The 26,109-nt window shown below is 53.7% G+C and carries 26 protein-coding genes; 14 read left to right on the forward strand and 12 right to left on the reverse strand.

Annotation, left to right across the window (positions count from 1 at the left end):
* The first annotated feature begins 79 nt into the window (after positions 1 to 79).
* The 9 genes from pabB to LZ463_RS18860 all read left to right on the forward strand — a co-directional run bounded on the left by pabB (position 80) and on the right by LZ463_RS18860 (position 10,021).
* Complete coding sequence (pabB, locus tag LZ463_RS18820; RefSeq protein ID WP_241457362.1) at positions 80 to 1,984, forward strand: aminodeoxychorismate synthase component I; 1,905 nt, start codon at positions 80 to 82, stop codon at positions 1,982 to 1,984.
* 282 nt (positions 1,985 to 2,266) lie between these two features.
* Complete coding sequence (locus LZ463_RS18825; RefSeq protein WP_241457693.1) at positions 2,267 to 3,394, forward strand: ABC transporter substrate-binding protein; 1,128 nt, start codon at positions 2,267 to 2,269, stop codon at positions 3,392 to 3,394.
* A gap of 144 nt (positions 3,395 to 3,538) precedes the next feature.
* The gene (locus LZ463_RS18830; RefSeq protein WP_241457363.1) at positions 3,539 to 4,588 is read left to right on the forward strand and encodes a branched-chain amino acid ABC transporter permease; all 1,050 of its coding nucleotides are present in this window, start codon (positions 3,539 to 3,541) and stop codon (positions 4,586 to 4,588) included.
* Entirely contained in the window at positions 4,588 to 6,417 is a 1,830-nt protein-coding gene (locus LZ463_RS18835; protein ID WP_241457364.1) for a branched-chain amino acid ABC transporter ATP-binding protein/permease, read from the forward strand. The genes LZ463_RS18830 and LZ463_RS18835 overlap by 1 nt, the downstream gene beginning before the upstream one ends.
* Entirely contained in the window at positions 6,417 to 7,214 is a 798-nt protein-coding gene (locus LZ463_RS18840) for an ABC transporter ATP-binding protein (protein ID WP_489686132.1), read from the forward strand. The genes LZ463_RS18835 and LZ463_RS18840 overlap by 1 nt, the downstream gene beginning before the upstream one ends.
* Positions 7,214 to 7,582, forward strand: coding sequence for a DUF2493 domain-containing protein (locus LZ463_RS18845; RefSeq protein ID WP_241457365.1), 369 nt, complete (start codon positions 7,214 to 7,216; stop codon positions 7,580 to 7,582). Before LZ463_RS18840 ends, LZ463_RS18845 begins: the two co-directional genes overlap by 1 nt.
* Positions 7,583 to 7,689: 107 nt before the next feature.
* Positions 7,690 to 8,085 carry a VOC family protein gene (locus tag LZ463_RS18850; RefSeq protein WP_241457366.1) on the forward strand — a complete coding sequence of 132 codons (396 nt, stop codon included), beginning with the start codon at positions 7,690 to 7,692 and terminating at the stop codon, positions 8,083 to 8,085.
* 80 nt (positions 8,086 to 8,165) lie between these two features.
* On the forward strand, positions 8,166 to 8,651 hold the full coding sequence (locus LZ463_RS18855; protein ID WP_241457367.1) for an SHOCT domain-containing protein: 486 nt from the start codon (positions 8,166 to 8,168) through the stop codon (positions 8,649 to 8,651).
* Between the two features lie 164 nt (positions 8,652 to 8,815).
* On the forward strand, positions 8,816 to 10,021 hold the full coding sequence (locus tag LZ463_RS18860) for an HPP family protein (RefSeq protein ID WP_241457368.1): 1,206 nt from the start codon (positions 8,816 to 8,818) through the stop codon (positions 10,019 to 10,021).
* 23 nt (positions 10,022 to 10,044) lie between these two features.
* On the opposite strand, the gene LZ463_RS18865 is transcribed toward LZ463_RS18860, so the two are convergent.
* Genes LZ463_RS18865 through gpmA form a run of 6 tightly spaced genes read right to left on the reverse strand, consistent with a single transcriptional unit; the run spans position 10,045 to position 15,929 of the window.
* Positions 10,045 to 10,869 (reverse strand): spermine/spermidine synthase domain-containing protein, encoded by an 825-nt coding sequence (locus LZ463_RS18865; protein ID WP_347176282.1) that lies wholly within the window; start codon positions 10,867 to 10,869, stop codon positions 10,045 to 10,047.
* Entirely contained in the window at positions 10,845 to 11,489 is a 645-nt protein-coding gene (locus LZ463_RS18870; RefSeq protein ID WP_241457369.1) for a glutathione S-transferase family protein, read from the reverse strand. The genes LZ463_RS18865 and LZ463_RS18870 overlap by 25 nt, the downstream gene beginning before the upstream one ends.
* A gap of 39 nt (positions 11,490 to 11,528) precedes the next feature.
* Positions 11,529 to 12,281, reverse strand: coding sequence for a HesA/MoeB/ThiF family protein (locus LZ463_RS18875; RefSeq protein WP_241457370.1), 753 nt, complete (start codon positions 12,279 to 12,281; stop codon positions 11,529 to 11,531).
* A gap of 41 nt (positions 12,282 to 12,322) precedes the next feature.
* The gene (locus LZ463_RS18880; RefSeq protein ID WP_241457371.1) at positions 12,323 to 13,807 is read right to left on the reverse strand and encodes a S41 family peptidase; all 1,485 of its coding nucleotides are present in this window, start codon (positions 13,805 to 13,807) and stop codon (positions 12,323 to 12,325) included.
* A 14-nt stretch (positions 13,808 to 13,821) separates the two neighbouring features.
* Entirely contained in the window at positions 13,822 to 15,168 is a 1,347-nt protein-coding gene (locus LZ463_RS18885; RefSeq protein WP_241457372.1) for a murein hydrolase activator EnvC family protein, read from the reverse strand.
* A 14-nt stretch (positions 15,169 to 15,182) separates the two neighbouring features.
* Positions 15,183 to 15,929, reverse strand: coding sequence for a 2,3-diphosphoglycerate-dependent phosphoglycerate mutase (gene gpmA / locus LZ463_RS18890; RefSeq protein ID WP_241457373.1), 747 nt, complete (start codon positions 15,927 to 15,929; stop codon positions 15,183 to 15,185).
* A 97-nt stretch (positions 15,930 to 16,026) separates the two neighbouring features.
* Here gpmA and LZ463_RS18895 point away from each other — a divergent pair, with 97 nt between their 5' ends.
* The 5 genes from LZ463_RS18895 to LZ463_RS18915 all read left to right on the forward strand — a co-directional run bounded on the left by LZ463_RS18895 (position 16,027) and on the right by LZ463_RS18915 (position 19,133).
* Positions 16,027 to 16,428 (forward strand): rhodanese-like domain-containing protein, encoded by a 402-nt coding sequence (locus LZ463_RS18895; protein WP_241457374.1) that lies wholly within the window; start codon positions 16,027 to 16,029, stop codon positions 16,426 to 16,428.
* Between the two features lie 14 nt (positions 16,429 to 16,442).
* A complete protein-coding gene (gene grxC, locus LZ463_RS18900) occupies positions 16,443 to 16,709 on the forward strand; it encodes a glutaredoxin 3 (RefSeq protein ID WP_241457375.1) in 267 nt (88 codons plus the stop codon).
* A 163-nt stretch (positions 16,710 to 16,872) separates the two neighbouring features.
* Positions 16,873 to 17,361 carry a protein-export chaperone SecB gene (gene secB / locus LZ463_RS18905; protein ID WP_241457376.1) on the forward strand — a complete coding sequence of 163 codons (489 nt, stop codon included), beginning with the start codon at positions 16,873 to 16,875 and terminating at the stop codon, positions 17,359 to 17,361.
* Between the two features lie 215 nt (positions 17,362 to 17,576).
* Positions 17,577 to 18,026, forward strand: a complete 450-nt coding sequence (locus tag LZ463_RS18910; protein ID WP_489686133.1) for an SH3 domain-containing protein — start codon at positions 17,577 to 17,579, stop codon at positions 18,024 to 18,026.
* A gap of 108 nt (positions 18,027 to 18,134) precedes the next feature.
* Entirely contained in the window at positions 18,135 to 19,133 is a 999-nt protein-coding gene (locus LZ463_RS18915; RefSeq protein WP_241457377.1) for an NAD(P)H-dependent glycerol-3-phosphate dehydrogenase, read from the forward strand.
* 1 nt (position 19,134) lies between these two features.
* On the opposite strand, the gene LZ463_RS18920 is transcribed toward LZ463_RS18915, so the two are convergent.
* The 6 genes from LZ463_RS18920 to LZ463_RS18945 form a co-directional block, all read right to left on the reverse strand.
* Positions 19,135 to 19,362, reverse strand: a complete 228-nt coding sequence (locus LZ463_RS18920; RefSeq protein ID WP_241457378.1) for a hypothetical protein — start codon at positions 19,360 to 19,362, stop codon at positions 19,135 to 19,137.
* Positions 19,363 to 19,511: 149 nt separating this feature from the next.
* Complete coding sequence (locus tag LZ463_RS18925; RefSeq protein ID WP_241457701.1) at positions 19,512 to 20,021, reverse strand: GAF domain-containing protein; 510 nt, start codon at positions 20,019 to 20,021, stop codon at positions 19,512 to 19,514.
* A gap of 258 nt (positions 20,022 to 20,279) precedes the next feature.
* Positions 20,280 to 21,617 (reverse strand): ATP-dependent protease ATPase subunit HslU, encoded by a 1,338-nt coding sequence (gene hslU, locus LZ463_RS18930; protein ID WP_241457379.1) that lies wholly within the window; start codon positions 21,615 to 21,617, stop codon positions 20,280 to 20,282.
* Positions 21,618 to 21,630: 13 nt separating this feature from the next.
* Entirely contained in the window at positions 21,631 to 22,167 is a 537-nt protein-coding gene (hslV, locus tag LZ463_RS18935; RefSeq protein WP_241457703.1) for an ATP-dependent protease subunit HslV, read from the reverse strand.
* Between the two features lie 162 nt (positions 22,168 to 22,329).
* The gene (locus tag LZ463_RS18940) at positions 22,330 to 23,721 is read right to left on the reverse strand and encodes an STAS domain-containing protein (RefSeq protein ID WP_241457380.1); all 1,392 of its coding nucleotides are present in this window, start codon (positions 23,719 to 23,721) and stop codon (positions 22,330 to 22,332) included.
* Positions 23,722 to 24,017: 296 nt separating this feature from the next.
* Entirely contained in the window at positions 24,018 to 26,021 is a 2,004-nt protein-coding gene (locus LZ463_RS18945) for a TonB-dependent receptor (protein ID WP_241457381.1), read from the reverse strand.
* Between the last annotated feature and the right edge of the window lie 88 nt (positions 26,022 to 26,109).

A 26,109-nucleotide genomic window follows, 5' to 3' on the forward strand; every position in this document is an offset into this window, starting at 1 on the left:
ATACTTTCTTTACCCGGGTATGCAGATTCCGGCATCTGCGGGTAAACTGCGGCACATCTTCCTGTTTGCCTGAATACGCGTGTCAGATTTTTCCAACAATCCGGTGTTGAATTTTCCTCTACCCCAGCCCGGGGACTGCTTTGCCCTGCTTGATGATGCTCATGCCGATGCGACACAATCACGCCTGTACTGTGATTTGCAAGCCATGCTGGAATGCCGCTCTGCTGAAGACTGGCCGGTATTCTGGAAGAATGCAGAAAATGCCTTGCAGCAAGGTTGTTATGCCTTGTCCCTGCTTGACTATGAAAGTGGTGCACAACTGCAAGGGATAGCGGCGCGAGAAACACCGCCGCTGTCACGTATCCTGCTGTTTCGTTCCTGCCACCTGCTCGATAGCGGGCAGGTCCAGACCTTTCTTGAAGCGTTGACAGACTTGCACGCTCAAACGACAACAGACGGCATGGCTGATATTGCCGGTATTGCCAATCTGCGTGCGAATGTTGATGTGACTGACTTTGAAACCGGCATCAATCGCGTCAGGGAATATATTGCGGCGGGCGACACCTATCAGGTGAATTTCACCTATCGCCTGCATTTTGAAACCTATGGCACGCCCCTGGCGCTGTACCGGCGTCTGCGCCAGCGCCAGCCCGTACCCTATGGTGCGTTGATTTGCCTGCCGGATGGCGAAGCCATTCTTTCACTGTCACCAGAACTGTTCGTGCGCCAGCAACAAGGCAAGCTGTTGGCCAGGCCCATGAAAGGCACAGCCGCTGCCACCGGCGTTGCGGATCAGGATCAACGTCTGGCAGCAGAATTGCAGGCCGACACAAAAAATCGTGCAGAAAACCTGATGATCGTCGACCTTCTGCGCAATGACCTTGGACGTATCGCCAAAACCGGTACGGTCAAAGTCCCCAAGCTGTTTGAAGTGACACGTTTTTCCAGTGTGCTACAGATGACCTCGACGATAGAGGCACAATTGCAGGATGGCCTGGGGCTGGGCGAGATTCTGACTGCCCTGTTCCCATGTGGCTCCATCACTGGCGCGCCCAAACGCCGCACCATGGAAATCATTCGAGAGCTGGAAATTGAACCGCGTGGCCTGTACACCGGTGCCATAGGCTGGTTTGATCCGCCTGCACAGCCCGGTGTATTGGGAGACTTTTGCCTGTCTGTCCCCATACGTACCTTGCAGCTGAAAGCGGAAGCCCAGCTTGCCCCAGATCAGCAAATCGCCGGTTTGCGCCAGGCTGTTCTCGGCGTGGGGGCTGGCATTGTTCATGACAGTGTGGCGCAGGAAGAATTTGCCGAATGCCAGTTGAAAGCCCGCTTCCTGACGGGCCTGTTACCCCAGTTCGAACTGTTTGAAACCATGCATGCAACACGGGAAGAGGGCTGCCGCTACCTGGGGCGACATTTGCATCGTCTGCAAGAGTCTGCCCGCTATTTTGGTTTTACCTGGAATAAAGAGCAGATACTGTGCAAACTGGGGCAGATATGCGACAGCCTGCCAGAACTTACGCCTCACCGGCTGCGCCTGGCACTGAAGCCTGACGGGGAGCTGGACATCCGCACAGCGCCACTGAGCCCTTTACCGGCCATGCCCAAGCTGATGCTGGCAAAAGCGATCAGTACCAGCCAGAACCTGTTTCTGAGACACAAAACCAGTTTGCGCCAGCAATATGATGACGCCTGGCAGGCCGCTGAGCAGCAAGGTGCTTTTGATATGTTGTTTTTTAATGAACACGGAAAAATCAGCGAAGGCGGACGCAGCACGATATTGCTTAAATTGCATGGAAAATGGCTGACACCGCCGCTGGCAGATGGTGTATTACCCGGCGTCATGCGCGCCGCGCTGCTGGAAGACAAACGTTATCAGCTGACCGAGCAAAGCCTGGGCATGGACGACCTGCTGGCAGCAGAGCAGATCATGTTGTGCAATGCCCTGCGTGGCGCCTTCCCGGTGGAGCTGGTACGCTAGCTTGCCTGCACCCCTGGCGCTTGCCCTGTCGGCAAGAAAATCTGCCAATTCCTGCTTATCTGAAGTATAAAGATGGATTGTGCGTCAGGCATGGTCGTGCTGAAATGTTGTGCCCATGCAGAGGAAGGGTTACACTAAAAAAATTAACCGACTGACCGGTCGGGAAATCGCTCAAGTCATCATCCAGAACTAAATCTTATTTTCGTCCGCTTTTTCGCGAAAATACCGCAAAACAGGAGACTATCAATGAAGAAAAAGTTTTTACTGGCAGTATTGCCAGCCATGTTGTCGCTGGCCCTGACCAGTAATGCTAATGCACAGATCAAGGTTGGTGTGAATGTGTCAGCCACTGGTCCTGCTGCTTCACTGGGTATTCCTGAAAAAAACACCTTTGCTTTATTGCCAAAAGAAATTGCCGGCAAAAAAATTGAATATATCGTTCTTGATGACGCCTCTGACACGACCACTGCTGTCAAGAACGCCCGCAAGCTGATTGCAGAAGACAAGGTCGATCTCCTGATCGGTTCTACCATTACGCCCAATTCCCTGGCCATGGTCGACGTTGCGGCCGAGAACGAAACACCGATGATTTCCATGGCGGCGTCTGCTGCCATTGTTTCGCCTATCGATTCCAAGCGCTTCTGGGTTTTCAAGACACCGCAAAATGATTCACATATGTCGACGGCGATTACCGGCCATATGACCGACAGTGGCATCAAGACGGTGGCTTTTATCGGCTTTGCCGATGCCTATGGTGAGGGCTGGTTCAAGGAATTTTCCAAGATCGCAGAATTGCGCAAACTCAAGGTCGTTGCCAATGAACGTTTTGCCCGCAACGACACGTCAGTGACTGGTCAGATACTGAAAATTCTGGCGACCAATCCTGATGCGGTGCTGATCGCCGGCGCCGGCACACCTGCCGCCCTGCCACAGAAAACCTTGAAAGAGCGCGGCTACAAGGGCAAGATTTACCAGACCCATGGTGTTGCCAATAACGACTTCCTGCGCGTTTGCGGCAAGGACTGCGAAGGCACCTGGTTGCCGGCCGGCCCATTGCTGGTGGCTGAACAATTGCCAGCCGATAATCCGGTCAAGAAGTCGGCCATGCGTTATGTCAAAGCCTATGAAAAAGAGTATGGCGCAGGCTCAGTGTCCACCTTTGGCGGCCATGCCTGGGATGCCAGCCTCTTGCTGGAATCAGCAGCACCCATTGCCCTGAAAAAAGCTCAGCCGGGTACCAAGGAATTTCGCGCCGCCCTGCGTATGGCGCTGGAAAATATCGTCAACCTGCCAGTCTCGCATGGTATCGTCAATATGAGCGATACCGATCATCTGGGCCTGGACCAGCGTTCACGCGTGATGGTGCAGATTGTCAATGGCAAATGGAAATTGATTGGTCAGGCCAACTGATGCAGTCGTGAAGAAAAGAAGGGAGCTGCGGCTCCCTTTTTCTTCGCAAATCGTCAGGACGGATAAATACTTGGCTATTAGTTCAGTTATTCAATAAAAACCAGCAGTTCCGGTCAGCAAGCCGGGTGAGAAAGTCAGGTCTACATGGATTTTTCAATTGCCGCCATCCTGGCCCAGGATGGCATAACCAGCGGCGCCATCTATGCCTTGCTGGCATTGGCGCTGGTACTGGTATTTTCAGTCACGCGTATCATCTTCATACCGCAAGGTGAATTCGTTGCCTTTGGCGCGCTTAGCCTGGCTGCCATACAGACGGGCAAGTTTCCACATTCTGCCACCCTGCTGCTGGTCCTGGGTCTGCTTTGCATGTTGAAAGAGGTCGTCCTCAGCCTGCGTAGCAAACAAGCCGTCGATAGCAGGGTACTGGCCATGTCTGCCTTGAAACTGGTGCTGCTGCCTGTGGCTGTCTGGTTGCTGGCACGCAACGTCAGTGCGCAGGAATGGGCGTTGTTTCCCCAGGTCTTACTGGCCCTGGCAATTGTTATCCCCATGGGGCCGATGATTTACCGCCTTGCCTATCAGCCACTGGCCGAGGCGAGCACGCTGGTGCTGCTCATCGTTTCCGTTGGCGTGCATTTTGCCCTGACGGGACTGGGCCTGGTGATGTTTGGTGCAGAGGGTTCGCGTACTACGGCTTTCAGTGATGCCCGTTTTGAGCTGGGTGCCATGCAGATTTCAGGCCAGAGCCTGGTAGTGATCGCCGTTTCAGCCCTGCTTATCGCTACGCTGTATTTTTATTTTGAACGCAGCCTGTCCGGCAAGGCCCTGCGGGCCACAGCGGTCAATCGTCTGGGCGCGCAGCTGGTAGGCATAGGTACTACCCAGGCTGGCCGCCTGGCGTTTACGCTGGCGGCTGCCATGGGCGCTTTGTGCGGTGTGCTGATCGCACCCATGACGACCGTATATTACGATGGCGGTTTTTTGATTGGCCTCAAAGGTTTTGTCGGCGCCATTGTCGGTGGCCTGGTGTCATACCCGGTTGCTGCTGCAGGCGCCCTGCTGGTGGGTTTGCTGGAATCCTATTCTTCTTTCTGGGCCAGTGCCTACAAGGAGGTCATCGTATTTACCCTGATTATTCCCGTGCTGCTGTGGCGTTCACTCAGCAGCAAACACAGTGATGAGGACGAAGAATAATGAAGACACTCATCACACATGGTATCAAGCATGGCAAATGGGTACTGCTGGTACTGGTGCTGCTGTTTCCTTTGGTACCCGTACCTGAATTCTGGATCACGCTGGCCAATTACATTGGTCTGTATGCCATCGTTGCGCTGGGCCTGGTCCTGCTGACTGGTGTAGGCGGCATGACTTCATTTGGCCAGGCTGCCTTTGTTGGCCTGGGCGCGTATTCCACGGCTTACCTGAGTACGGCTTTTGGTTATTCGCCCTGGCTGGGGCTGCTGCTTGGTCTGTTATTGACGATGGCAGCGGCTTTCACCATAGGCCTGATCACCATGCGCCTTTCTGGTCATTACCTGCCGCTTGGCACCATCGCCTGGGGGCTGTCACTATTCTTCCTGTTCGGTAATCTGGAATTCCTGGGCAAGTATGATGGCCTCAATGGCATACCAGCAATAGAAATCATCGGCTTCAAGCTCGATAGCGGCCGCAGCATGTTCAGCCTGATCTGGATCATTCTGCTGCTGGCCATCGTCGCTGTCCAGAACCTGTTGCAGTCACGGCCGGGTCGCGCCATCCGTGCGCTCAAGGGTGGTGGCCTGATGGCTGAAGCCATGGGCGTGAACACCGCCAGGATGAAGGTCATCATCTTCGTCATCGCCGCCATGCTGGCCAGTGTTTCCGGCTGGTTGTATGCGCACCTGCAACGCGCTGTCAACCCGACACCGTTTGGCCTCAATGCCGGTATTGAATACCTGTTCATGGCCGTTGTCGGTGGTGCCGGTCATGTCTGGGGCGCCCTGCTGGGTTCCGCCATGCTGACGCTGCTGAAAGACAAGCTGCAAAGCATTTTGCCAGCCTTGCTGGGGGCGAACGGCAATTTTGAAGTTATTGTCTTCGGTATATTGCTGGTCCTGTTATTGCAAAGCGCCCGCGATGGCGTCTGGCCTTATCTGGCACGCTGGAGCCGTCGCGTGTTTGCCGCCTGGCTGCCTGAACAAAAACGCATACAGGTCAAACTGGATGCTGCCCCCCTGGCAACGCGTGACAAGCCGCCAGCTGGTACTGTCATCCTTGAAATCGACAAGGCACGCAAGCAGTTCGGTGGTCTGGTTGCTGTCAATGACATGCAGTTTACCGTCAGCGCTGGCCAGATCGTCGGCCTGATCGGTCCGAACGGCGCCGGCAAGTCAACCATGTTCAATCTGGTGACCGGCGTACTGCCGCTGACCAGCGGCGCTGTCCGTTTTTATCGCGATGGACAATTGCAGGATATCGCCAGTCTGCCCTCACGTGAAATCGTTCGGCTGGGCATAGGCCGCAGCTTCCAGCATGTGCGCCTGCTGGCTGGCATGACGGTACTGGAAAACGTTGCCATCGGTGCCCACTTGCGGGCAAAAGGCGGGGATGTGATGGAGGTCATTGCCAGTATCTTGCGCCGTGACAGCCAGATAGAGAATTCCCTGCTGGCCGAAGCTCAGCGTCAGCTCGAACGTGTCGGCCTGGCACATCTGATCAATGAAGAAGCGGGCAGCCTGGCCCTGGGCCAGCAACGCATACTCGAAATCGCCAGGGCATTATGCTGCGACCCCAGCCTGCTCTTGCTGGATGAGCCGGCTGCCGGTTTGCGCTATAAAGAAAAGCAGGAACTGGCCGAACTCTTGCGCAAATTGCGCGCAGAGGGCATGAGTATTCTGCTGGTTGAACATGACATGGACTTTGTCATGAACCTGACTGATCAACTGGTGGTGATGGAATTCGGCACCAAGATTGCGGAAGGTTTGCCGCAAGAAGTCCAACAGCATCCAGCCGTACTGGAAGCTTATCTGGGTGGGATAGATTGATGATGACCGACACGACTGAAATTGCTGCAACCGCAGCGGTGACCTCCCTGGCGGAAGCCCCCTTGCTGCAAACCGCTGGCCTGCAAGTTTTTTACGGCAAGGTCGAAGCCTTGCAGCCTGCCAATATCCGCGTCGGCGCCGGTCAGATCGTTACCGTCATCGGCCCCAATGGGGCCGGCAAATCAACCATGCTCAATGCGATAGCAGGTGCCTTACCCGCCAGTGGCAGCATGCGTGGCGAGATACTGTTGGCTGATAAAAACCTGGCCAGTGTCAGCATAGAAAGCCGTGTTGCCCAGGGCATGTCACTGGTGCCGGAAAAACGTGAGCTGTTTGCCAGCATGAAGGTGGAAGACAATCTCTTACTAGGGAGTTACCGCCGTTACCAGGCGGGCGAGAAAAATTATGCTGACCAGCTGGAGGTGGTTTTCGACCTGTTCCCGCGCCTGAAAGAAAGGCGTACACAGGAAGCCGGTACCCTGTCCGGTGGCGAGCGCCAGATGCTGGCCGTGGGCCGCGCCCTGATGGCCAAGCCGCAATTGCTGATGCTCGATGAACCCAGCCTGGGCCTGGCGCCCCTGATCGTCAAGGAAATCTTCCACATCATCCAGCGCCTAAAGCAGACTGGTGTTGCCATTTTACTGGTTGAGCAAAATGCCCGCGCTGCCTTGCAGGTGGCCGATTATGCCTATGTGCTGGAAACCGGCCAGATTGCCCTGGAAGGCGATGCGGCTGAACTGGCCAATGACCAGCGCGTGATTGACACCTACCTGGGCCTGGCCAGGAAAAATCATTGATGCTGCGCGTACTGGTAACAGGGGCGACGACCTGGAATAATGAGGAAGCCATCAGGCGTGAGTTTGCGCAATTGCCAAGTGGCAGCGTCATCATCACCGGCGATACGCCAGGTATCGATGCCTTTGCCAAAACGGTTGCCGTCGAATTTGGATTTGCCGTCGAAGCGATGAAGAAGAACAATGCCGACTATCGCAGCTTCCCTGGTGAAGGCTGGAAAGGCTTGAATGTCAGGATGCTGGCGACCGGGATAGACCTGGTGCTGGCTTTTCATGCCGACTATGGCAAACCCGGTTGCGCCAGGGGAACCGGGCATATGCTTGGCCTGGCGCAAGAGCAGGGTCTTGCAAGCAGAATTTTCACACGATAATTCAAACGATACCACGCAACAAATAAGGCAGCCTGTTTCATCGTCTGGTTTTACAGGCTGATTTCATAGACTGATTGATGGTAAGGTTCTTGCCAATAAGGGAAGCCATGATTTCACATGTTTTTGTTGGTGTTCGCGATTTCACTATTGCATTCAATTTTTATTCTGCAGTAATGAAGGAGCTGGGCCTGGTGATCAAATTCCAGGATGCAGAAAAGGGCTGGGCAGGCTGGATGGCTGCCGACCAGCCACGCCCCTTGTTTGTCATAGGCCTCCCCTACAATGGTGAGCTTGCCACACCAGGCAATGGACAGATGACAGCCTTGCTGGCGAACAACCGGGCCAGCGTGCAGCGCTGTTTTGATGTGGCGATGGCGAACGGTGCCAGCAGTGAGGGTGAACCAGGTTTGCGCCCGCATTATCACCCCAATTACTTTGGCGCCTATTTTCGCGACCCGGATGGCAACAAGATATGTGTCTGCTGCCATCAAGCAGATCAGTGAATGTGGCAGCTTGAATCCCTTCCAGTTTGCCGGCGAAAGCTGCGTATAATCAATTCTTAAATTTTTCTGAAAGAGGGGATATGAAGGTATTACTTTGTGCGTCAGTGCTGCTCGTTGCTGGGTGTGCTTCGAATTCCAGTGTTCTGTCGATAGGCAAAGATACCTACATGGTGTCTCGCCAGGCTGCTACCGGATTTTCTGGTTCCGGGACCTTGAAAGCAGAAGCATTTCAAGAGGCAACACAATATTGTGAAAAAATAGGGAAATCATTTCAGGTAGTAAACACGCATGAAACGAGTCCACCCTACATATTCGGCAATTTTCCAAAAGCGGAAATACAGTTTATGTGCCTGAATGCAAATGATGCTGAATTGAACCGGCCGAAACTGAAAAAGGAAGCGAATAGTGTCGTTGAAATCAAGAACAGTGCTCCGGTCAAAAGTGAGCCTGTTCAATCAAAAGATGTTTACAACGAATTGATGAAACTCGATAGCCTGCGCAAGCAAGGCATTATCACTCAGGCTGAGTTCGACGTACAAAAAGCAAAAATATTGAATTCGAATTGACGCTTGCGGTAGTGCCGGTTCATCAAACACTGGCACGACCAGTCACAAGAAAGAGTCGGGATATTTGCAAGGTAGGCACATGCAAAGCTGATCCAGGCCAAGTTTGCACCAAAACAGGGCAAAGCATTTATACTACTTGTTCTTTGCCCACTTATTCTGTCTTTATGCGTAGAAAATGGTCTTTCCTGGATGCTGGCGTCGCCTGGTTGCAGACTTTTTTACCCGCGCAAGTCAATATTGATTTCACCGAACGCATGCGTGCCTGCCTGGGCATGCTGGCCGGTTTGTTGATTACTGGTCTGGCAACGCGCTGGATGCTTGGTACGGCGATGGACTTACCGATGTTGCTGGCGCCGATAGGCGCCTCGGCGGTCCTGCTGTTTGGCGTGCCAGCCAGTCCTCTGGCGCAACCCTGGGCTATTGTCGGCGGCAATATGGTCTCTGCCCTGGTCGGCGTTACCTGTGTCTATTTTTTGGGTGTGTCCATGGCTACGGCGGCACTGGCCACCAGTGTGGCGGTTGCTGCCATGTTCCTGCTGCGTTGCCTGCATCCACCTGGCGGTGCCGTGGCCTTGAGTGCCGTACTCGGCGGGCCGCTGATCGTCGCGCTTGGTTATCGTTATGTGATCTTCCCGGTGGCGATCAATTCTGTCTTGCTGATGCTGTTTGCCCTGCTCTATAACAACCTGACCGGGCGGCGCTATCCCCATGCAGCTCAGCCTGACCATGGCAGCAAGCATAACACCACCGACTTGCGCCCCATAGACAGGTTGGGCTTCAAGCCGGAAGACCTTGACGAAGTGCTGCAACAATACAACCAGGTACTTGATGTCAGTCGTGATGATCTGGAATCACTGTTCCTGCAGACAGAAATGCATGCCTACCGCAGACGTTTTGGTGAAATCACCTGTGCCGACATCATGTCCAGGGACGTCGTTGCTGCTGAATTTGGCACCACCCTGGAAGAAGCCTGGACGCTGTTGCGGCAACATCGTATCAAGGCCCTGCCCGTTATCGACCGGGCCAGACGCGTGATTGGCATCGTCACCCTGGTTGATTTCATGAAGAATGCCAATCTGGATGTGTATGCCAGCTTTGATGAAAAATTGCGTCAACTGATAAGGCGTACGCGGACAGACCATTCCGCCAAGCCCGAGGTGGTCGGCCAGATCATGAGCAAGCCTGTGCAGACGGCAGGTCACGACGTGCACATTGTCGAACTGGTCCCGCTACTGTCAGACCAGAGCTTGCACCACATCCCCATTGTCAATGATGAACGCCGCCTGGTGGGTATGGTGACACAATCGGATTTGATCGCTGCCCTGTATCGCGGACGTTTGTCCGATGTGGCTGTTGCAAGCCAGGCCTGATTTTCGCCAGCCTGGTGCCGGGCCTATAGATGTTCTGCCATCCAGGCCTTCAGCCCGTTGACCCACTTTGCTGCCGGCAGCTTTGTCTGCAGACGGATGCTCGTGGCCCTTTCATACAGATCATCAAAATCGACGGATGGCGCCTGTTTGAAAGCAATGGCAACCGTATTGGCGTCATGTACCAGCGGTAGCCAGACCACAGCATCGAAGGCTTGCTGCAAGGCGGCCAGGTTACTATTGCAGTTGGCCCTGTAGTTTTTGGGATTGCCGAACAGGTTGACAGTCAACATGCCATCCTCACTGAGACAATTGGCACAGGCCTGGTAGAAGGCGATGCTGCCCAATGCCGGCGCTTCGGCAGCGGCATCATAGAGATCTACCTGCAAGATATCAAACTGGCCGTGGTTGGCAGGGTTGCCAACAAAATCCATGGCATCCATCTGCAATACCTGCAGGCGTTCATCATTGACCGGTAATTTGAAATGTTCGTGGCAGGCAGCAATCACATGGGGATTGAGTTCTATTGCCGTGACAATGGCATCAGGGAAGTTCTTGTAGCAGAACTTGGTCAGTGATGCGGCCCCCAGCCCCAGTTGCACGATATGCCGTGGCGCCGGGTTGAACAGCATCCACATCATCATCTGCTGTACATATTCAAGCTCGATCTGGAATGGCATGGCCTTGCGCATCGCACCCTGTATGGCATCCGACGACAGGTGCAGGGTGCGTACGCCCTGGTGTTCGGCAATGGTAACAGCAGGCAGTTCAGGCTTGTGCATGCCTGCTGCCTGGTTGGCCTTGTATAGATTCAGGGCGGGTTTGTTCAATTTGTCCTGGACTTCGGCCATGCTTCTACACCTTCGATTTCCACCATTTTCTTCCAGCTGTCGCGGGCTGTGACCAGGTGTGCCAGATTTTCCAGTGCCGGCCAGTTGGTGGCAGGGCGTGGCATATTGCGCGACCAGCGCATCAGCATGGTCAGGTACAGGTCCGCACCGGAACAGCCTGCCCCCAGCAAATAGGGGCCGTTCTTGCCCAGGTGCTGGTCCAATTGATCCCAGATTGCCGCAATGCGCTCCTGCAAGGCTCTGCTGACTTCTTCCGGGTGCTTTACATAGCCAAGCCCTGATGGGTAAAACCAGTTGCGGAAATTGGATTGCAGGCCATGGCTCAGGTAGATGATCCATTGACGCCACATGTCACGCTCTGCACCGGCCGCCGGCATCAGGCCTGATTGCGGATGACGTTCGGCGATCAGCATCAGCAGGGCGGCGGATTCCAGATAGGGCCGGCCATCAATGACCAGCGTAGGGACGACGCCATGGGGATTGAGCTGCAGATAGGCCGGGTCTTTCTGCTGGTTTTTTTCTACATCAACCAGTTTCAATTCATAGACCGCGCCAGCTTCGAGCAGCGCCAGATGCACGACCATGCTGGCGGTGCCGGGACAGTAATAGAGGGTGTACATGGGTCTCCTTGGGTGTTATACAGATGCGGGCAGATTTTTTCAGTGTGGCTGACCACACACCAGACATTGCAGATTCTTGCTGATACCTATGCTGGTCCATTCCATTTGCAGTGCGTCCAGCAGGAGCAGGCGGCCTTGCAGAGGAGCACCTATACCCATGATGACTTTCAGGGCTTCGGCTGCCTGACAGCTGCCTATAATACCCACCAGCGGTGAAAATACCCCCATGGTCGAACACAGAACTTCTTCAAATGGCTGGTCGGGCGGGAACAGGCAGGCATAGCATGGTGACTGGGTATCGCGCGTATCAAACACGCTGATCTGGCCGTCAAAGCTGATCGCCGCCCCTGATACCAGCGGCACGCGATACCTGACGCAGGCGGCATTGACGGCCTGGCGCGTGGCGAAATTGTCGCAGCAGTCGAGCACGATACTGGCCTGGCTGACCAGTTCTTCCAACCTGCCATCCTGCGCCCTTTCCTGCAGGGCAGTGATCCGGATGTCCGGGTTGATACGTTCCAGTGTCTGCTTGCCTGAACTGACCTTGGGCTGGCCTATCCTCGCCGTGGTATGCAGGATCTGGCGCTGCAAATTGGTCAGGTCTACCTCATCATTGTCGACCAGGGTGATGTGGCCGACACCTGCGCTGGCCAGGTAGAGTGCGGCCGGTGAACCCAGACCACCGGCGCCGATGATCAGGGCGCGGGCTTCGGTGATTTTTTGCTGGCCTTCTATGCCTATCTGCTCAAGCAGGATATGACGGGAATAGCGTAAGAGTTGCTGGTCGTTCATTGTCGTAAAAAAGGCCGCTTTATGCGGCCTTTTAGTCAGGTTTATTTTTTCTTGCTGTCGGTTTTGTGATCGGTTTTGTCGGCTTTATCTGTTTTACCGGTTTTGTCCGCGTCCTTGGTTTCTTTGTCTGCGACTTTGGGTTCAGTGACCTTGACCGGCAGGCCCTTCAGGTGATTCAGGGCCTGGGCCAGCTGGAAGTCTTCGCTGCCACCGTACTCCAGAGGTTTGCTCTTTTTCGCCAGGGCGATCAGACGCTGCTCTTCTTCGACTTCATCGACTTTAGGGCGTGTGACTTCTTTTTCCTTGTCATTGGTCAGATGTTTTTGCAGATCAGCTTCACGCTGACGCAAGCCATTGAAACCATCGCCGTCAGCTGTTTCTTCAACGTTCAGGTCGGGGACGATACCCTTGGCCTGGATGGAACGGCCATTCGGCGTGTAATAACGTGCCGTGGTCAGTTTGACTGCGGTATCGGCAGAAATCTGGCGTATGGTCTGTACCGAACCCTTGCCAAAACTCTGGGTGCCGATGATGGTGGCGCGTTTGTAATCCTGCAAGGCGCCTGCCACGATTTCAGAAGCAGAGGCAGAACCGGTATTGATCAGGACTACCATGGGGACGTTCTTGACGGCTTCCGGCAGTTTTGCCAGCGGGTCGCTCAGGGTGCGGCCAGAATAATACTCGCGGCGGGCATAGAAGGTCGCCTTGGAGTCAGGCAACTGGCCGTTGGTGGACACAACCGGTACATCTTTGGGCAGGAAGGCAGCAGAGACACCAATTGCCCCAGGCAAGACACCACCCGGATCATTACGCAGATCAAGCACCAGTCCTTTGATGGACGGGTCCTGCGCATACAGGGTCTGGATTTTCTTGGCCATGTCTTCCACGGTCGGTTCCTGGAACTGGGCTATTCTCACCCAGGCATAGCCAGGTTCAACGATCTTGGCCTTGACACTTTGCTGCTTGATCAGCTCGCGGGTGATCGTGACGATGATGGGTTTGTCTTCGTTTTTACGGGCGATGGTCAGGGTGATCTTGGTATTGGGTTCGCCACGCATTTTTTTGACGGCTTCATCGAGCGTCAGACCCTTGACCGGTTGCGAATCGAGGCGGGTGATCAAGTCACCGGGCTTGAGACCGGCGCGGTAGGCAGGCGAGTCTTCAATCGGGGAAATGATCTTGACATAGCCGTCTTCCATGCCGACTTCTATGCCCAGGCCGACAAACTTGCCTTGCGTCCCTTCTTTTAATTCTTTAAATGATTTCTTGTCCAGATAGGCCGAGTGCGGGTCCAGCGAAGACACCATGCCTGAAATTGCCTCGGTCAGCAATTTATTGTCTTCAACCGGCTCTACATAATCCGACTTGATCAGGCCGAAGACATCGGCCAGCTGGCGCAATTCTTCCACCGGGAGCGAATTGCCTGTCGGGGTTTTCTGGGCCACTGCAGAAAATTGCATGGAAACAGCCACGCCGGCAACCATGCCCAGGCCAATTAAACCAAAATTTTTGAATTTGCTGCTCATGATTCACCTAAAGCCTATTTAACTGCGATCCATTTCAAAGGATCAATTGGACGCGTCTGGTAACGTACTTCAAAGTATAAACCTGATTCCTCATTACCGCCGCTGTTTCCCGCGCTGGCGATGACATCGCCAGCTTTTACAACATCATCCTTGTGTTTCAATACTGCCTGATTGTTACCATACAGGCTCCAGTAGCCACCACCGTGGTCTACGATAATCATATTACCGTAACCCTTCCACCACTCGGCAAAGATGACTTTGCCAGGTGCGATGGCCTTGACTTCAGCGCCCTCGCTGGCCTTGATGAACATACCTTTCCAGCTGGGCCCACCTTCGCGGTTGGTGCCAAATCTGGCCAGAACTTCACCTTTTACCGGCAAACGCAAACTGCCTTTGAGTTTGTCGAACTCACCTGCCGGCGGTGTTTCTGCCCTGGCCTGTTTTGGTGGTTCGTCATCGTCTATGGCATCCGGCCTGGTGATTTTGCCTGGCTTCTTGCCTTGTGCCTGCTGTTTCGCCCGCTCTTTCTGTGCTGCTGCAATTCTTTCCTGGCGTTGTTTTTCTTCCAGTGCTGCCTTGGCTGCATCTGCCTTGGCCTGCTCTTCAATCAGTTTAGTCAATTGTGAGACCAGATTGGAGAGTCTTTGTTCATCTTTTTCGAGACTGTCCGCCTGTTTTTTTTGTGCGTGCAGTTTTTCTGCCAACTGACTTAATAAATTGGTACGGCGTTTCTTTTCTTTTTCCAGTGCCTGCTTATGACTTTTTTCTTCGTCAGCAATTTCGTCGAGATCAGCCTTGGCTTCTTTCGCATCATTGGTATTTTTTTCAACAGCCTGCAGGCTGACACGCAAGGCATCGATCATCTTGGCCTGGGTTTGCGATACATAACTCATGTATTGCAGTTCGCGGTTGATGCGGTTGGGATTGTCGCCGGACAGCAGCAGCTTGATGCGCTCACTGTCACCACGTACATACTGGCGGCGCATGAAGCTGGATAACTGGTTTTTCTGTTTTTCCACCCTTTCACTCAGGGCTTGCTGTTCCTCCGCCAATTTCTTGATTTTGGCTTCTGTCTGTTCCTGTTCTTTCTGCAAATCCCGCAGGGAACGGGTGGCTTCAGAAATCGATTGCTCCGATTCTGCCAGGGCATCGCTGGCCTGGTCCTTGGCTGTTTCAGTTTTGTTGATATCGTTTTTTAGCTGCTTGAGCTGGTTTTGCAATTCAACCCGGTCGGCTTCAGCCTTCTTTTTTTGTGCTGCGCGCGCTGTCGTGGCGGCCAGCGAACTGCCAGCTGTGCCCGCCATGGACAGGCACAGCAGCAAACTGCTCAGTAACTTGAATGACTTCAATTTAAATGGCATCAAATGCTTTTTGCTTATTTTGCTTTGCCCTGGCTGGCAACAGCTTGCAAGGCTGCATTGATGGCATCCTGGTCGCCCAGGTAATAATGCCTGATCGGTTTCAGGTCGGCGTCAAGCTCATAGACCAGGGGCTGACCATTCGGAATATTCAAATTAACAATATCATTATCACTGATACCGTCCAGCATCTTGATCAGGGCGCGCAAGCTGTTGCCGTGGGCTGAGATCAGGATGCGTTTGCCGGCGCGGATGGCCGGGGCTATGCTGTCATCCCAAGCTGGCATGACGCGGGCGACCGTGTCTTTCAGGCATTCGGTCAGCGGGATCTGGCTGCGTTCCAGGCCGGCATAGCGCGGGTCATTGAATGAAGTGCGGTCATCGTTTTCATCAAGCGGCATCGGTGGCGTATCATAGCTGCGACGCCATACCAGTACTTGCTCGTCACCGTATTTGGCGGCGGTTTCAGCCTTGTTCAATCCTTGCAGGGCGCCATAGTGGCGCTCATTGAGGCGCCAGTCATGGATCACTGGCAACCACATTAAATCCATTTCATCAAGCGTGCCCCACAAGGTGCGTATCGCGCGCTTCAATACCGAGGTATAGGCCAGGTCAAAAGTGAAGCCTGCCTCTTTCAGGAGCTTGCCAGCCTGGGTTGCCTCAGCCACGCCTTTTGCTGTCAGATCGACATCAGTCCAGCCGGTAAAACGGTTGTCCAGGTTCCAGGTAGATTCGCCGTGGCGCATTAAAACGATTTTATACATAGTGTGCGATAGGAAATGAAATGAGGATTAGTATGCGATTGCGGCATCTATTTTATAATGACGCGCTTCTGATAACCATTTTTACTACTGGAATCCTGTGAAATTCATTATTGATAATATATTCTGGATAGGTATTGCCATCCTGTCCGGTGGCGCACTGCTGTTACCTGTATTGCAAAGACGTGGTGCCAAAGTATCGCATTTTCAAGCGACACAATATATGAATCAGGGTAAAACCCTGGTACTTGATGTCCGCAGCGCAGAAGAATTTGCGACGGGTCATTTACCCAATGCAAAAAATATCCCGCTGGCCGAGCTTGGCGACAGGGTAAAAGAGCTGGAAAAGTCGAAAAGCAATGTGGTGATTACTGTTTGCGCATCAGGTGTGCGCTCGTCAAGTGCCGCCGGTATTCTGAGCAAGGCTGGTTTTGCCCAGGTTTTCAGTCTTGATGGTGGCGTTGACGCCTGGAAGTCGCAAGGCTTGCCGACAGTAAAGTAAAGCAGGAGAAGTCAATGAAACCCCATGTCGTCATGTATAGCACTGCCGTTTGTCCGTATTGCACAATGGCAGAACGCCTGTTGAAGTCCAAAGGTGTTGAAGAGATAGAAAAAATTCGCGTAGACCTTGAACCCGGTGTACGCGAAGCCATGATGCAAAAAACCGGACGCCGCACCGTGCCGCAAATTTATATAGACGACACCCATGTCGGCGGCTTTGATGACCTGTCTGCCCTCGACAGGGCGGGAAAACTCGATCCTTTGCTGAATCCACTTGACTAAAAACGGGCTTTTACCGGATTTTCTACGGGTTTTGCAGGTAAATTGCTGTTTTTGCAGACTACTTGCTACAATAGCGCGCTGCGATCTTGAAATGGCTGAAAACGGCCTTATCTGCCAGTCTCGCTGTTCATTATTAATCTTTTAGAATTTTAGAAAGTCTCACATGTCTGACGAAAATCTGCAGCCCGTATTCCAAATTCAACGCGTTTATCTGAAAGATTTGTCGCTTGAACAGCCTAACTCTCCAGCAATCTTCCTGGAACAGGAAGCGCCTGGTATTGAAGTGTCCGTTGACGTTGGCGCAGAAAAACTGGCCGACAGTATCTATGAGGCAACGGTTACAGTAACAGTTACAGCAAAAGTCGGCGAAAAAGTGGCTTTCCTGGTTGAAGGCAAGCAAGCCGGCATATTCGAAGCCCGCAATATCCCTGAAGATCAACTTGATCCTCTGCTCGGTATCGGCTGCCCTAACATCATCTATCCCTACCTGCGTTCCAACGTGGCGGATGCGATCACACGTGCTGGCTTCCCTCCTATTCATCTGTCGGAAATCAATTTCGAAGCTTTCTACGCGCAACGCCTGTCGATTGCAGCTGAACAGTCCAAAGTGCAAGACGGCGCCAACGCTGAAGCACCGGCAACTATTCAATAAGCAAAGCAAGCTCGATCCGGCACAAAACCTGTTGATGATCTGTAGCGAGCGGGTGTCGGCGGGCTCAGTGGCAACAAACAGCGCAGCGCAAAAAGCAGAATGTATTCAAGTATCAAGTACATGAGCATTTTGAGCAGCGCATGAACCCCGATCACGCACGCGCTGTAAGATCGGGAACAGGTTTTCAGGCAGGATCAGTTTTTTGAAGGATAACCATGCGAGGTCTGATGAAACCCTGGTCTTTGCTCCTGTTGTCATTGCTGTTTAGCGGTGCGGCACAGGCATTGGAATTTCGTTCCGTCGGTGCGACGCCTGTTATCATGTACGATGCACCGTCTGCCAAGGGTGGCAAGTTGTATGTTGCGCCGCGTGGCATGCCGGTAGAAGTGGTGTTCACTTCTGGCGCATGGAGCAAGGTGCGCGACATGTCCGGTGACTTGAGCTGGGTAGAATCCAAGGACCTGATCACCCGGCGCAGCCTGGTGGTGCGGGCCGCCAATGCCAAAATCAGGGCATCGGCCGATGACGCTGCTCCCCTGGTCTTCAGTGCTGACAAAAATGTCTTGCTGGAAATGGCCGAACCTGCGGTTGCCGGTTGGGTCAAGGTCAAGCACAGGGATGGACAACTGGGTTACGTCAAGGTCAATGAAGTCTGGGGCTTGTAATTCAATTAAACTGGCTAGCCAGTGCCGATTAAAAAAGGACAGTCTGCTGTCCTTTTTTTATATCCTGGTGCAGTCAGCTTGGCAAATTCAGCAAATTCAGGAAAGAGCATGAATATCAGTGTATTGGGTGCAGGTGCTTGGGGTACGGCCATGGCGATAGCCTTTGCAGCAAAAAATCCTGTCTTGATGTGGGGACGCAATCAGGCTGCCATGGCCGCGATGCAGTCTGCCCGGCAAAATGAGGAATACCTGCCTGGTTTTGATTTTCCTGATGGTTTGCAGGTAACGGCTGATTTTTCAGCTGCCATAGCACCCATGGCCCTGCCAGACAGTTTGCTGGTGATTGCCACCTCGGTCTCGGGTTTGCGCCCAACCCTGGAAGCCTGCCGGCCCTATCAGCCCAACAATGTCATCTGGCTGTGCAAGGGTTTTGAAGAATCCACGCAATTGCTGCCGCATCAGGTGGCTGAAGAAATTCTCGGGGACGGAGTCGCATTTGGCGCCTTGTCCGGCCCTTCCTTTGCCCAGGAAGTGGCCAAGGGCCTGCCTTGCGCCCTGACTGTTGCGTCTACATCGAGTGAACTCAGCCGCCAGGTTGTGCAAGCCCTGCATGGTAACGCCATGCGTGTGTATTCGAGCGATGATGTGGTCGGGGTCGAAGTGGGCGGCGCAGTCAAAAATATCATGGCCATTGCCACGGGTGTGGCTGATGGCCTGGGCATGGGCCTCAACGCACGTGCCGCCCTGATTACCCGAGGCCTGGCAGAAATCAGCCGGCTTGGTGTTGCTTTGGGCGGCAGGGCTGAAACCCTGATGGGGCTGACCGGTGTCGGCGACCTCATTCTCACCTGTACCGGCGATCTGTCGCGTAACCGCAAAGTCGGTCTGGCCCTGGCGCAGGGCAAGAGCCTGGCTGTCATCGTGCAGGAACTGGGTCATGTAGCCGAAGGGGTGCGCTGTGCCCAGGCGGTACGCAATCTGGCCCGGCATCTTGGTGTCAATATGCCAATTACCGATGCGGTTGCCGGTGTCCTGTTTGACGGGATTTCTTTACAGGACATGGTAGGCCGCCTGCTGTCACGTGACGCCAAACAGGAAAACCACTGATTCATTCATCCAGGGTCTGATAGCGACGCCGGTATTGCGGGAAACTCAGCACCCTTTGTATAACCATGTCAGGCACGTGGTGTTTGCGCAGAAAATGCATGGCCTTGTCCAGGCCCAGCACTTCCAGGTAATGGATGCCCAGGTCTACCATGAAACGCGTCAACACATCACGCCTGCGCAGAGGCGGCTTGTGCTTGCGTTGTAGTTTGCGGCGTCGGCACCCTGCCATGATGACCACCTTCTTCATGTTGCTTTAATGCAGTGTAGAACGGCAACAAAAAGACGGGTCTGTTTTTGACATAGCTTAACAAAAAAGACCAGGCGAACCGTGGTCTCTGTTTGTTGTGTGTGACAAGTCCGTGCTAACTGGTATCAGACTCAGCGGAAGTCGGTCACAGCTGCAAAGATGGACAGCAGGTTTTCCAGCCCTGACTGGTCTTCTGCACTGAAACGTTCCAGGCGTGGGCTATCGATGTCAAATACACCATATAACTCACCATCCTTGATCAGGGGGATGACGATCTCGGACTCTGAAGCAGAGTCACAGGCGATGTGACCAGGGAAGGCATGGACATCAGCCACCAGCACCGTGCGACGTTCTGCCGCTGCCGTGCCGCATACGCCACGCCCGAAAGGGATGCGGGTACAGGCGACCTTGCCCTGGAAGGGCCCAAGCAGTAAGTCATGGGCAAATTCTGCCGTTGGTTTGCTTGCATCCACACAAAAATAGAAGCCCGCCCAGTTCAGGTTGCTGATACTGCTATAGATGAAAGCGGAAAACTGCGCTGCATTGGTGATCAGGTTGCGCTCACCTTCCAGTATGCTGGCAAGCTGGCGGGCCAGCACAGGGTAGTCGGGTTTGTCGCTGGCATCGGGGCTGGTAAACATCGTTGTCTCTCTGGTCAGGATGGTGGATGTATCTGCCTTGCCAGGCTTGTGAGCCTGGGCAAGCGCAGTCTTCTTGTTTGCCGGGTTGCCACCCAAGTAGGTGGGCAGGGTGTTTCTGGTATTGCTGCCATACTTGTTGTGGCCACCCCGCTTATGCAACGGGGTTTGCGAGGGCTCAACACGGAACTGCATGCGTTGTCGTGTTGCTAATGCCTTGTTTGCCATGTCAGATTCCGGGGAAGCCTGATCTTAAGTCAATCACAAGACATAGCGTGACAGGTCTTCATTGATGGAAACGGCTTCCAGGCGCTCGTTGACATAGGCGGCATCAATGACGATGGTCTGGCCGGTTTTTTGATGGGCGTCAAAGGAAATTTCTTCCAGCAGTTTTTCCATCACCGTGTACAGGCGACGCGCACCGATGTTTTCCGTGGTTTCATTGACGGAGTAAGCAATGCCGGCCAGACGTTCAACCCCTTCAGGTGTGAATTCTATCTGCACATCTTCTGTCGCCAGCAAGGCCTGATATTGCCGTGTCAGACAGGCATCAGTACTGGTCAGTATGCGTTCAAAATCGGCAATCGACAGCGACTCCAGCTCTACCCGTATGGGGAAGCGGCCTTGCAGTTCTGGTATCAGGTCCGATGGTTTGGCCAGGTGGAAAGCGCCGGAAGCAATGAACAGGATGTGGTCAGTCTTGATCATGCCGTACTTGGTATTGACCGTCGTACCTTCTACCAGCGGCAGCAGATCACGTTGTACACCGGCGCGTGAGACTTCGGCGCCACCTGTCTCTGAGCGCGAGGCAATCTTGTCAATTTCGTCAAGGAAGACGATACCATTCTGTTCTACGTTGCGAATCGCATCCTGCTTCAGTTCTTCTTCATTGACCAGTTTGCCTGCTTCTTCTTCGATCAACAGCTTCATGGCTTCCTTGATCTTGAGTTTGCGTGCCTTCTTGCGACCATTGCCCATGCCTGAGAACATGGTCTTGATCTGTTCAGTCATCTCCTCCATGCCGGGTGGCGCCATGATTTCCATATGGGTCACGCCTTCGGCAACTTCAATTTCTATTTCCTTGTCATCGAGCGCACCTTCGCGCAGACGCTTGCGGAATGTCTGACGAGTAGTGTTGTCATTCGGTGCTGTTTCAGTTTCGTGCGGTTGGAAACCAAAATCACGCGCCGGCGGCAGCAGGATATCGAGTACCCGGTCTTCAGCCGCATCTTCGGCGCGGGCACGCACCTTGCGGGTTGCGGTTTCGCGGGTTTGCTTGATTCCGATATCCACCAGGTCACGGATGATGGTGTCGACATCACGGCCGACATAGCCGACTTCAGTGAACTTGGTCGCCTCTATCTTGATGAAGGGGGCATCGGCCAGCTTGGCCAGGCGGCGGGCGATTTCGGTCTTGCCTACACCGGTCGGGCCTATCATCAGGATGTTCTTGGGTGTGATTTCATGGCGCAGCGGTTCCTGCACCTGCTGACGGCGCCAGCGGTTGCGCAGGGCGATGGCGACGGCACGCTTGGCCCTGGCTTGGCCCACCACATGTTTATCCAGTTCCGAAACGATTTCTTGTGGGGTCATGTTCATTGCTTATTCCAATTCATTCCAGGGTTTCTATGGTGTGCGACAAGTTGGTATAAATACACAACTCGCCAGCTATTGTCAGCGACTTTTTGACAATATCAACCGGTGAGAGATCCGTATTTTCAAACAGGGCGATAGCGGCAGACTGGGCATAAGTACCCCCAGAGCCTATCGCGCCTATGCCCTGGTTGGGTTCGAGTACGTCACCATTGCCGGTAATGACCAGGGTAGTTTCTTTATCCGCCACCAGCAACATCGCTTCCAGGCGGCGCAACATGCGGTCAGTGCGCCAGTCCTTGGCCAGTTCAACCGATGCACGCATCAGGTGTCCCTGGTGTTTTTCCAGCTTGGCTTCAAAACGTTCGATCAGGGTGAACGCATCGGCCGTACCGCCGGCAAAACCTGCCAGCACCTTGTTGTGATACAGCTTGCGCACCTTGCGGGCAGTTCCCTTCATGACGATGTTACCCAGCGTAACCTGGCCATCGCCGCCCAGGGCAACCTGGTTGCCGCGTCGCACCGTCAATATTGTGGTGCCGTGAAATTGTTCCATATATACCTCTGAAAATGGGGCCATGGCTGTCACTTTCCTTCAAAGAAGGTGACCAGCCCACGACAGGCCAGATTGCCTGTTTTTTAGAAAATGGGGTGTTTCTTCTGAATTGCAAGCGTCATGCGACAAGCCCTGAAGGGCTTGCACAGCTGTCTTATCAGTCTAGTGCTTGCGGGGGACGATGCTGGCAATGTTTTTCAAGCCCATGGCATTGAATAACATCAGGATCAGGTAGTTGACACCTTCAAAGCGTATGCTCATGCCCGGCTTGCTGGCGATGGGCGCCAGGCCATTGAGCAATTGTGCCGATGCACCGAATTCCACACGTTCCAGACGTGTGCAATCAAGGATCAGTGGATTGTGCTGCTCTGCCTGCGTGGCAATATTGGAAATCAGGAATTCTGTTTTACCTTCAACCACTTTTGGCATCATATAGCGATCAGATACCTCTTCCTGTGCCTGAGCTTCAGGGAGGGCGCTGGTCACGTTGTTCTTTGGCGCTTCAAAAGACGGGGGGGAGACTTCGAAAGTAATGCAGTAATCCATACTGACTTCTTCGAAGGCTTGCTCAAAATGCAATAATTGCAGGATTTCCAGCAACAGCAGCCAGGGGGCTTCGGTTTCATCGCGACGGCCAACCAACAAGATGGATCGGATTTTGTCAGCGAGGTCCTTGGCACCAACCAGTAACAGGTCGTGGCCGGATTTTTTCAAGCCTTTCAGGGCGCGCAGCAACAGGCCGCAGCCTATGGGGTCGACTTCCTTGACGCGAGAAAAATCCAGACGCAGGCTCTTGCTCTTGCCTGCCGCTGTCTGCAATTTTTCCAGTGACTTGATGGTGCCGCTATCGAGCTTGGCCGGGAAGCTGACATTGGCAACAGTGGTATCGCCCTGAGATTCTGCATCATTGTCATTGCTCGCCTGGTTTTCTGGCCACAACGGCGGCGAGGTTTCAAACTTGTTGGCATAGTCCAGCGACAGACTTTCAAACCTGTGCTGATCATTGGTGATGCGATACAGGTCAAACAGCATCTGCCAGCCGATTTCAGTCGCACCGCCAAGTTCCTGATTATGTACTGCAGCGGAGAGCATTTGCTCGGCGACTTCGTTCTGGCCGCTGGCGAACAGGATCGCGGCTTCTTCCAGTACCGGTACCGTTTCACTATAGGCCAGTGCCGACCCCGACATTTCCGAATTCTGCCCGAGCAGGTAATCGGTCGGCATCATCATCGGCAGGGTGGTCTGGAATTCTACCGGTGGATTTTTTCTTTCCATCGGCTCGGTATGGGCGCCAAGATCGGTCTTGGTCACAGTCGGCGGGCGGGTCTTGACGATGTCGCGCGACATCTCGAATTCTATGGCGTCGATTTTTCTTTCGGTAGCGCGGGCAATATGACGCTGAGCAATGATGGAATTGCTAAAGATCTCACTATCCTGGAAACCGCCAATGACGGTATTACCATTCTTGGAGCGCGTCTTTCTCGAAGAAGATTTCTCGGTGGAGCGATCTTCTTGCTTGACACCTTTTTTACCGAAAAGAGAAAAAATCCCCACTTTGTTCCCGAATTAGAATTGAAGCGCTGACAGCCGGGCAGCGAATTAGACGAGTGCTTAGTATATTCTGAATTCAGACTGAATGGTTGACTGGGCTCAACTTCGGGAAACAGTTTTTTTTGAAATGTTCTTTTAATTGCTAGGGAAGATCGCGCAAAACCTTTCAAATAAGCAGCTTTTTTGCAGAAAATGGAGGTGGATACCACCTCCTATGCAAACAGGTTATGAATTAATAACTTAAACGTCAATTACATCTGCTTACATTTTTCTTGCAATTCTTAGCTGACTTTTTAACATTAAAAGCTGACTCTGAGTCCGGCCATCACATTTCTGCCCGGCTGGGGCACGGTTTCCCGCAGGACAGAAGTGGACAGGCGTATGTCTTGATTCAGTAGATTCTTCGCCATCAGGAACCAGGTCAACTGGGCATTCTGGTAGGGATGGGTGTATGTCAGACTGGCGTCCACCTTGGTATAAGCCGGCGTGACAAAATTCTCGAAACTGGCCAGACTATCCTGACGCAGGGCATGCAGGATATTGAGGTTGCCACGCCAGGCACCGCTACGGTAGCCAAGATCAATACCGGTACGGGTGGCCGGTTGCAGCGGCAGGTTGCCAAGATTGTCGAGCTTGCCGCGCGAGTGATCAACAAAGGCGCGAGTGGACCAGCCTTCGCCCAGCAGGTTGTAACTGATCTCCGCTTCGCCGCCGCGTATGGTAGCGGCGGCCTGCGACCAGTTACGCAGCAGGAATTCTGCATCGGCGTCGGGCAAGCCCCCTTCATCTACCCGGGTGCCATTGGTATGGCCATAGATATAGTTATTGACCTTGTTGATGAAGGCATTGACCTTCCAGCGCACCAGGCCATGGTTTTTTTGCAGGCTCAGTTCCAGGTTGCGTGAAGACTCTTTCTTCATATTGGCGTCGCCTATGTCGAAAGTGGCAGTCGACTCATGCGGTCCGGCTGAATACAGCTCTTCCGTCGCCGGCGCCCGCTGCGCCCAGGACAGGCTGAGTCCGGCGCCATAGGATTTATCAAACTGCCAGAGGCCGCCGAGCGAGGCAGAAAACAGGTTGAATTCACGCTCTTTCAGGCCGGTACTGGCGTCGGGTGTCCGTTTGACGTTTTCAAAACGCATGCCGGTACTGGCCATGACATCATCAAACTGCTTCTGTTCAACAAAGAAGGCTGCCAGTGAGGTTGATTTGGTGCTGGGTACTGTATCGGCACGACCAGTAGTCGCCGACAGGGCAGAAAATTTCACCTGCTCGGTTTGCAGACCCCAGCTGCCTTGCCAGCCAGCCCAGGATGGATGGGACAACAGGATGCGGCTTTCCAGCATGCGGTTCTTGAAATTGGTGATGGGGCTGCCGTTTTCCGATTTCTCGGTATGCTGATAGTCCGTTGCACTGAGTTTGTATTTGAGGCTGTCAAATCCACTGAAAGGGCGATTGAGCAAGCCATCGAGATCGAAACGGTTCTGGCGCAGGTCAATAAAAGAGCGTTCCGCCGTGGGAATGCCGTAATGGTCATTCAGGGTTTGTACTGCTGCGCCGACGTAGCCCCAGGGCTGTATGACCGACGCACCAAAAGCCAGCGTCGATTCGCGGGTAAAACTTGATGGCAGACGACCACTGGCTGAAGCCGGGTTATCCAGCCCGGCATTGCCGGGAATCTTGTAGTTGCCGGTATCGCGGCTGCTGCCATCGGTATGCAGGCCTATCACACCGCTTGAGCCATCTAGCGAGAAAGACAGGCTCTTTTCCTGATTGACCGTCCCCAGCCTGATTTCGGCTTCACCGGTGACTTTTTTATTCAATACAGTGGGGATGCGGTTGTCGATCACATTGACCAGGCCGCCAATGGCGCCGCTGCCATATAGCAGTGCAGCCGGGCCACGCAGCACCTCAATTTGCTGGGCAGTTGCACTTTCACTGGCGACTGCATGGTCATTCGACAGGCTGGAGACGTCGGCAACGCCCATGCCATTTTGCAATATCTTGACGCGCGGTCCTTCCAGTCCACGGATGATGGGGCGCGATGCGCCGGCGCCAAAACCGGATGCTGATACGCCAAGTTCACTACCCAGGGTATCGCCAAGCGAAGTGCCAATCTTGGCGCGTAATTCAGGACCCGCCAGCACTTTGGCCGGGGTGAGCACTTGCATGCTCTCGTCGTTGCTGATCGGGTTTGATGTGACAGTGACGGTGTTGATGGGGGCGCTTTCAGCCATTGCCTGATGGACAGGCGTCAAAAGTACCAGCACAGCGCTGGTGATCAGAGTGCGTTGAAAAACCATGTTTATTCCTGTTTGCGAGATGGTGCAGTTTCAGTCCCCGCCATTTTTTGCAGCGCGACTGAAAATGAATGGGCCAGACTTGCCCGGC

This window comes from Undibacterium paludis, assembly GCF_022568815.1.
GTDB lineage: Bacteria > Pseudomonadota > Gammaproteobacteria > Burkholderiales > Burkholderiaceae_D > Undibacterium.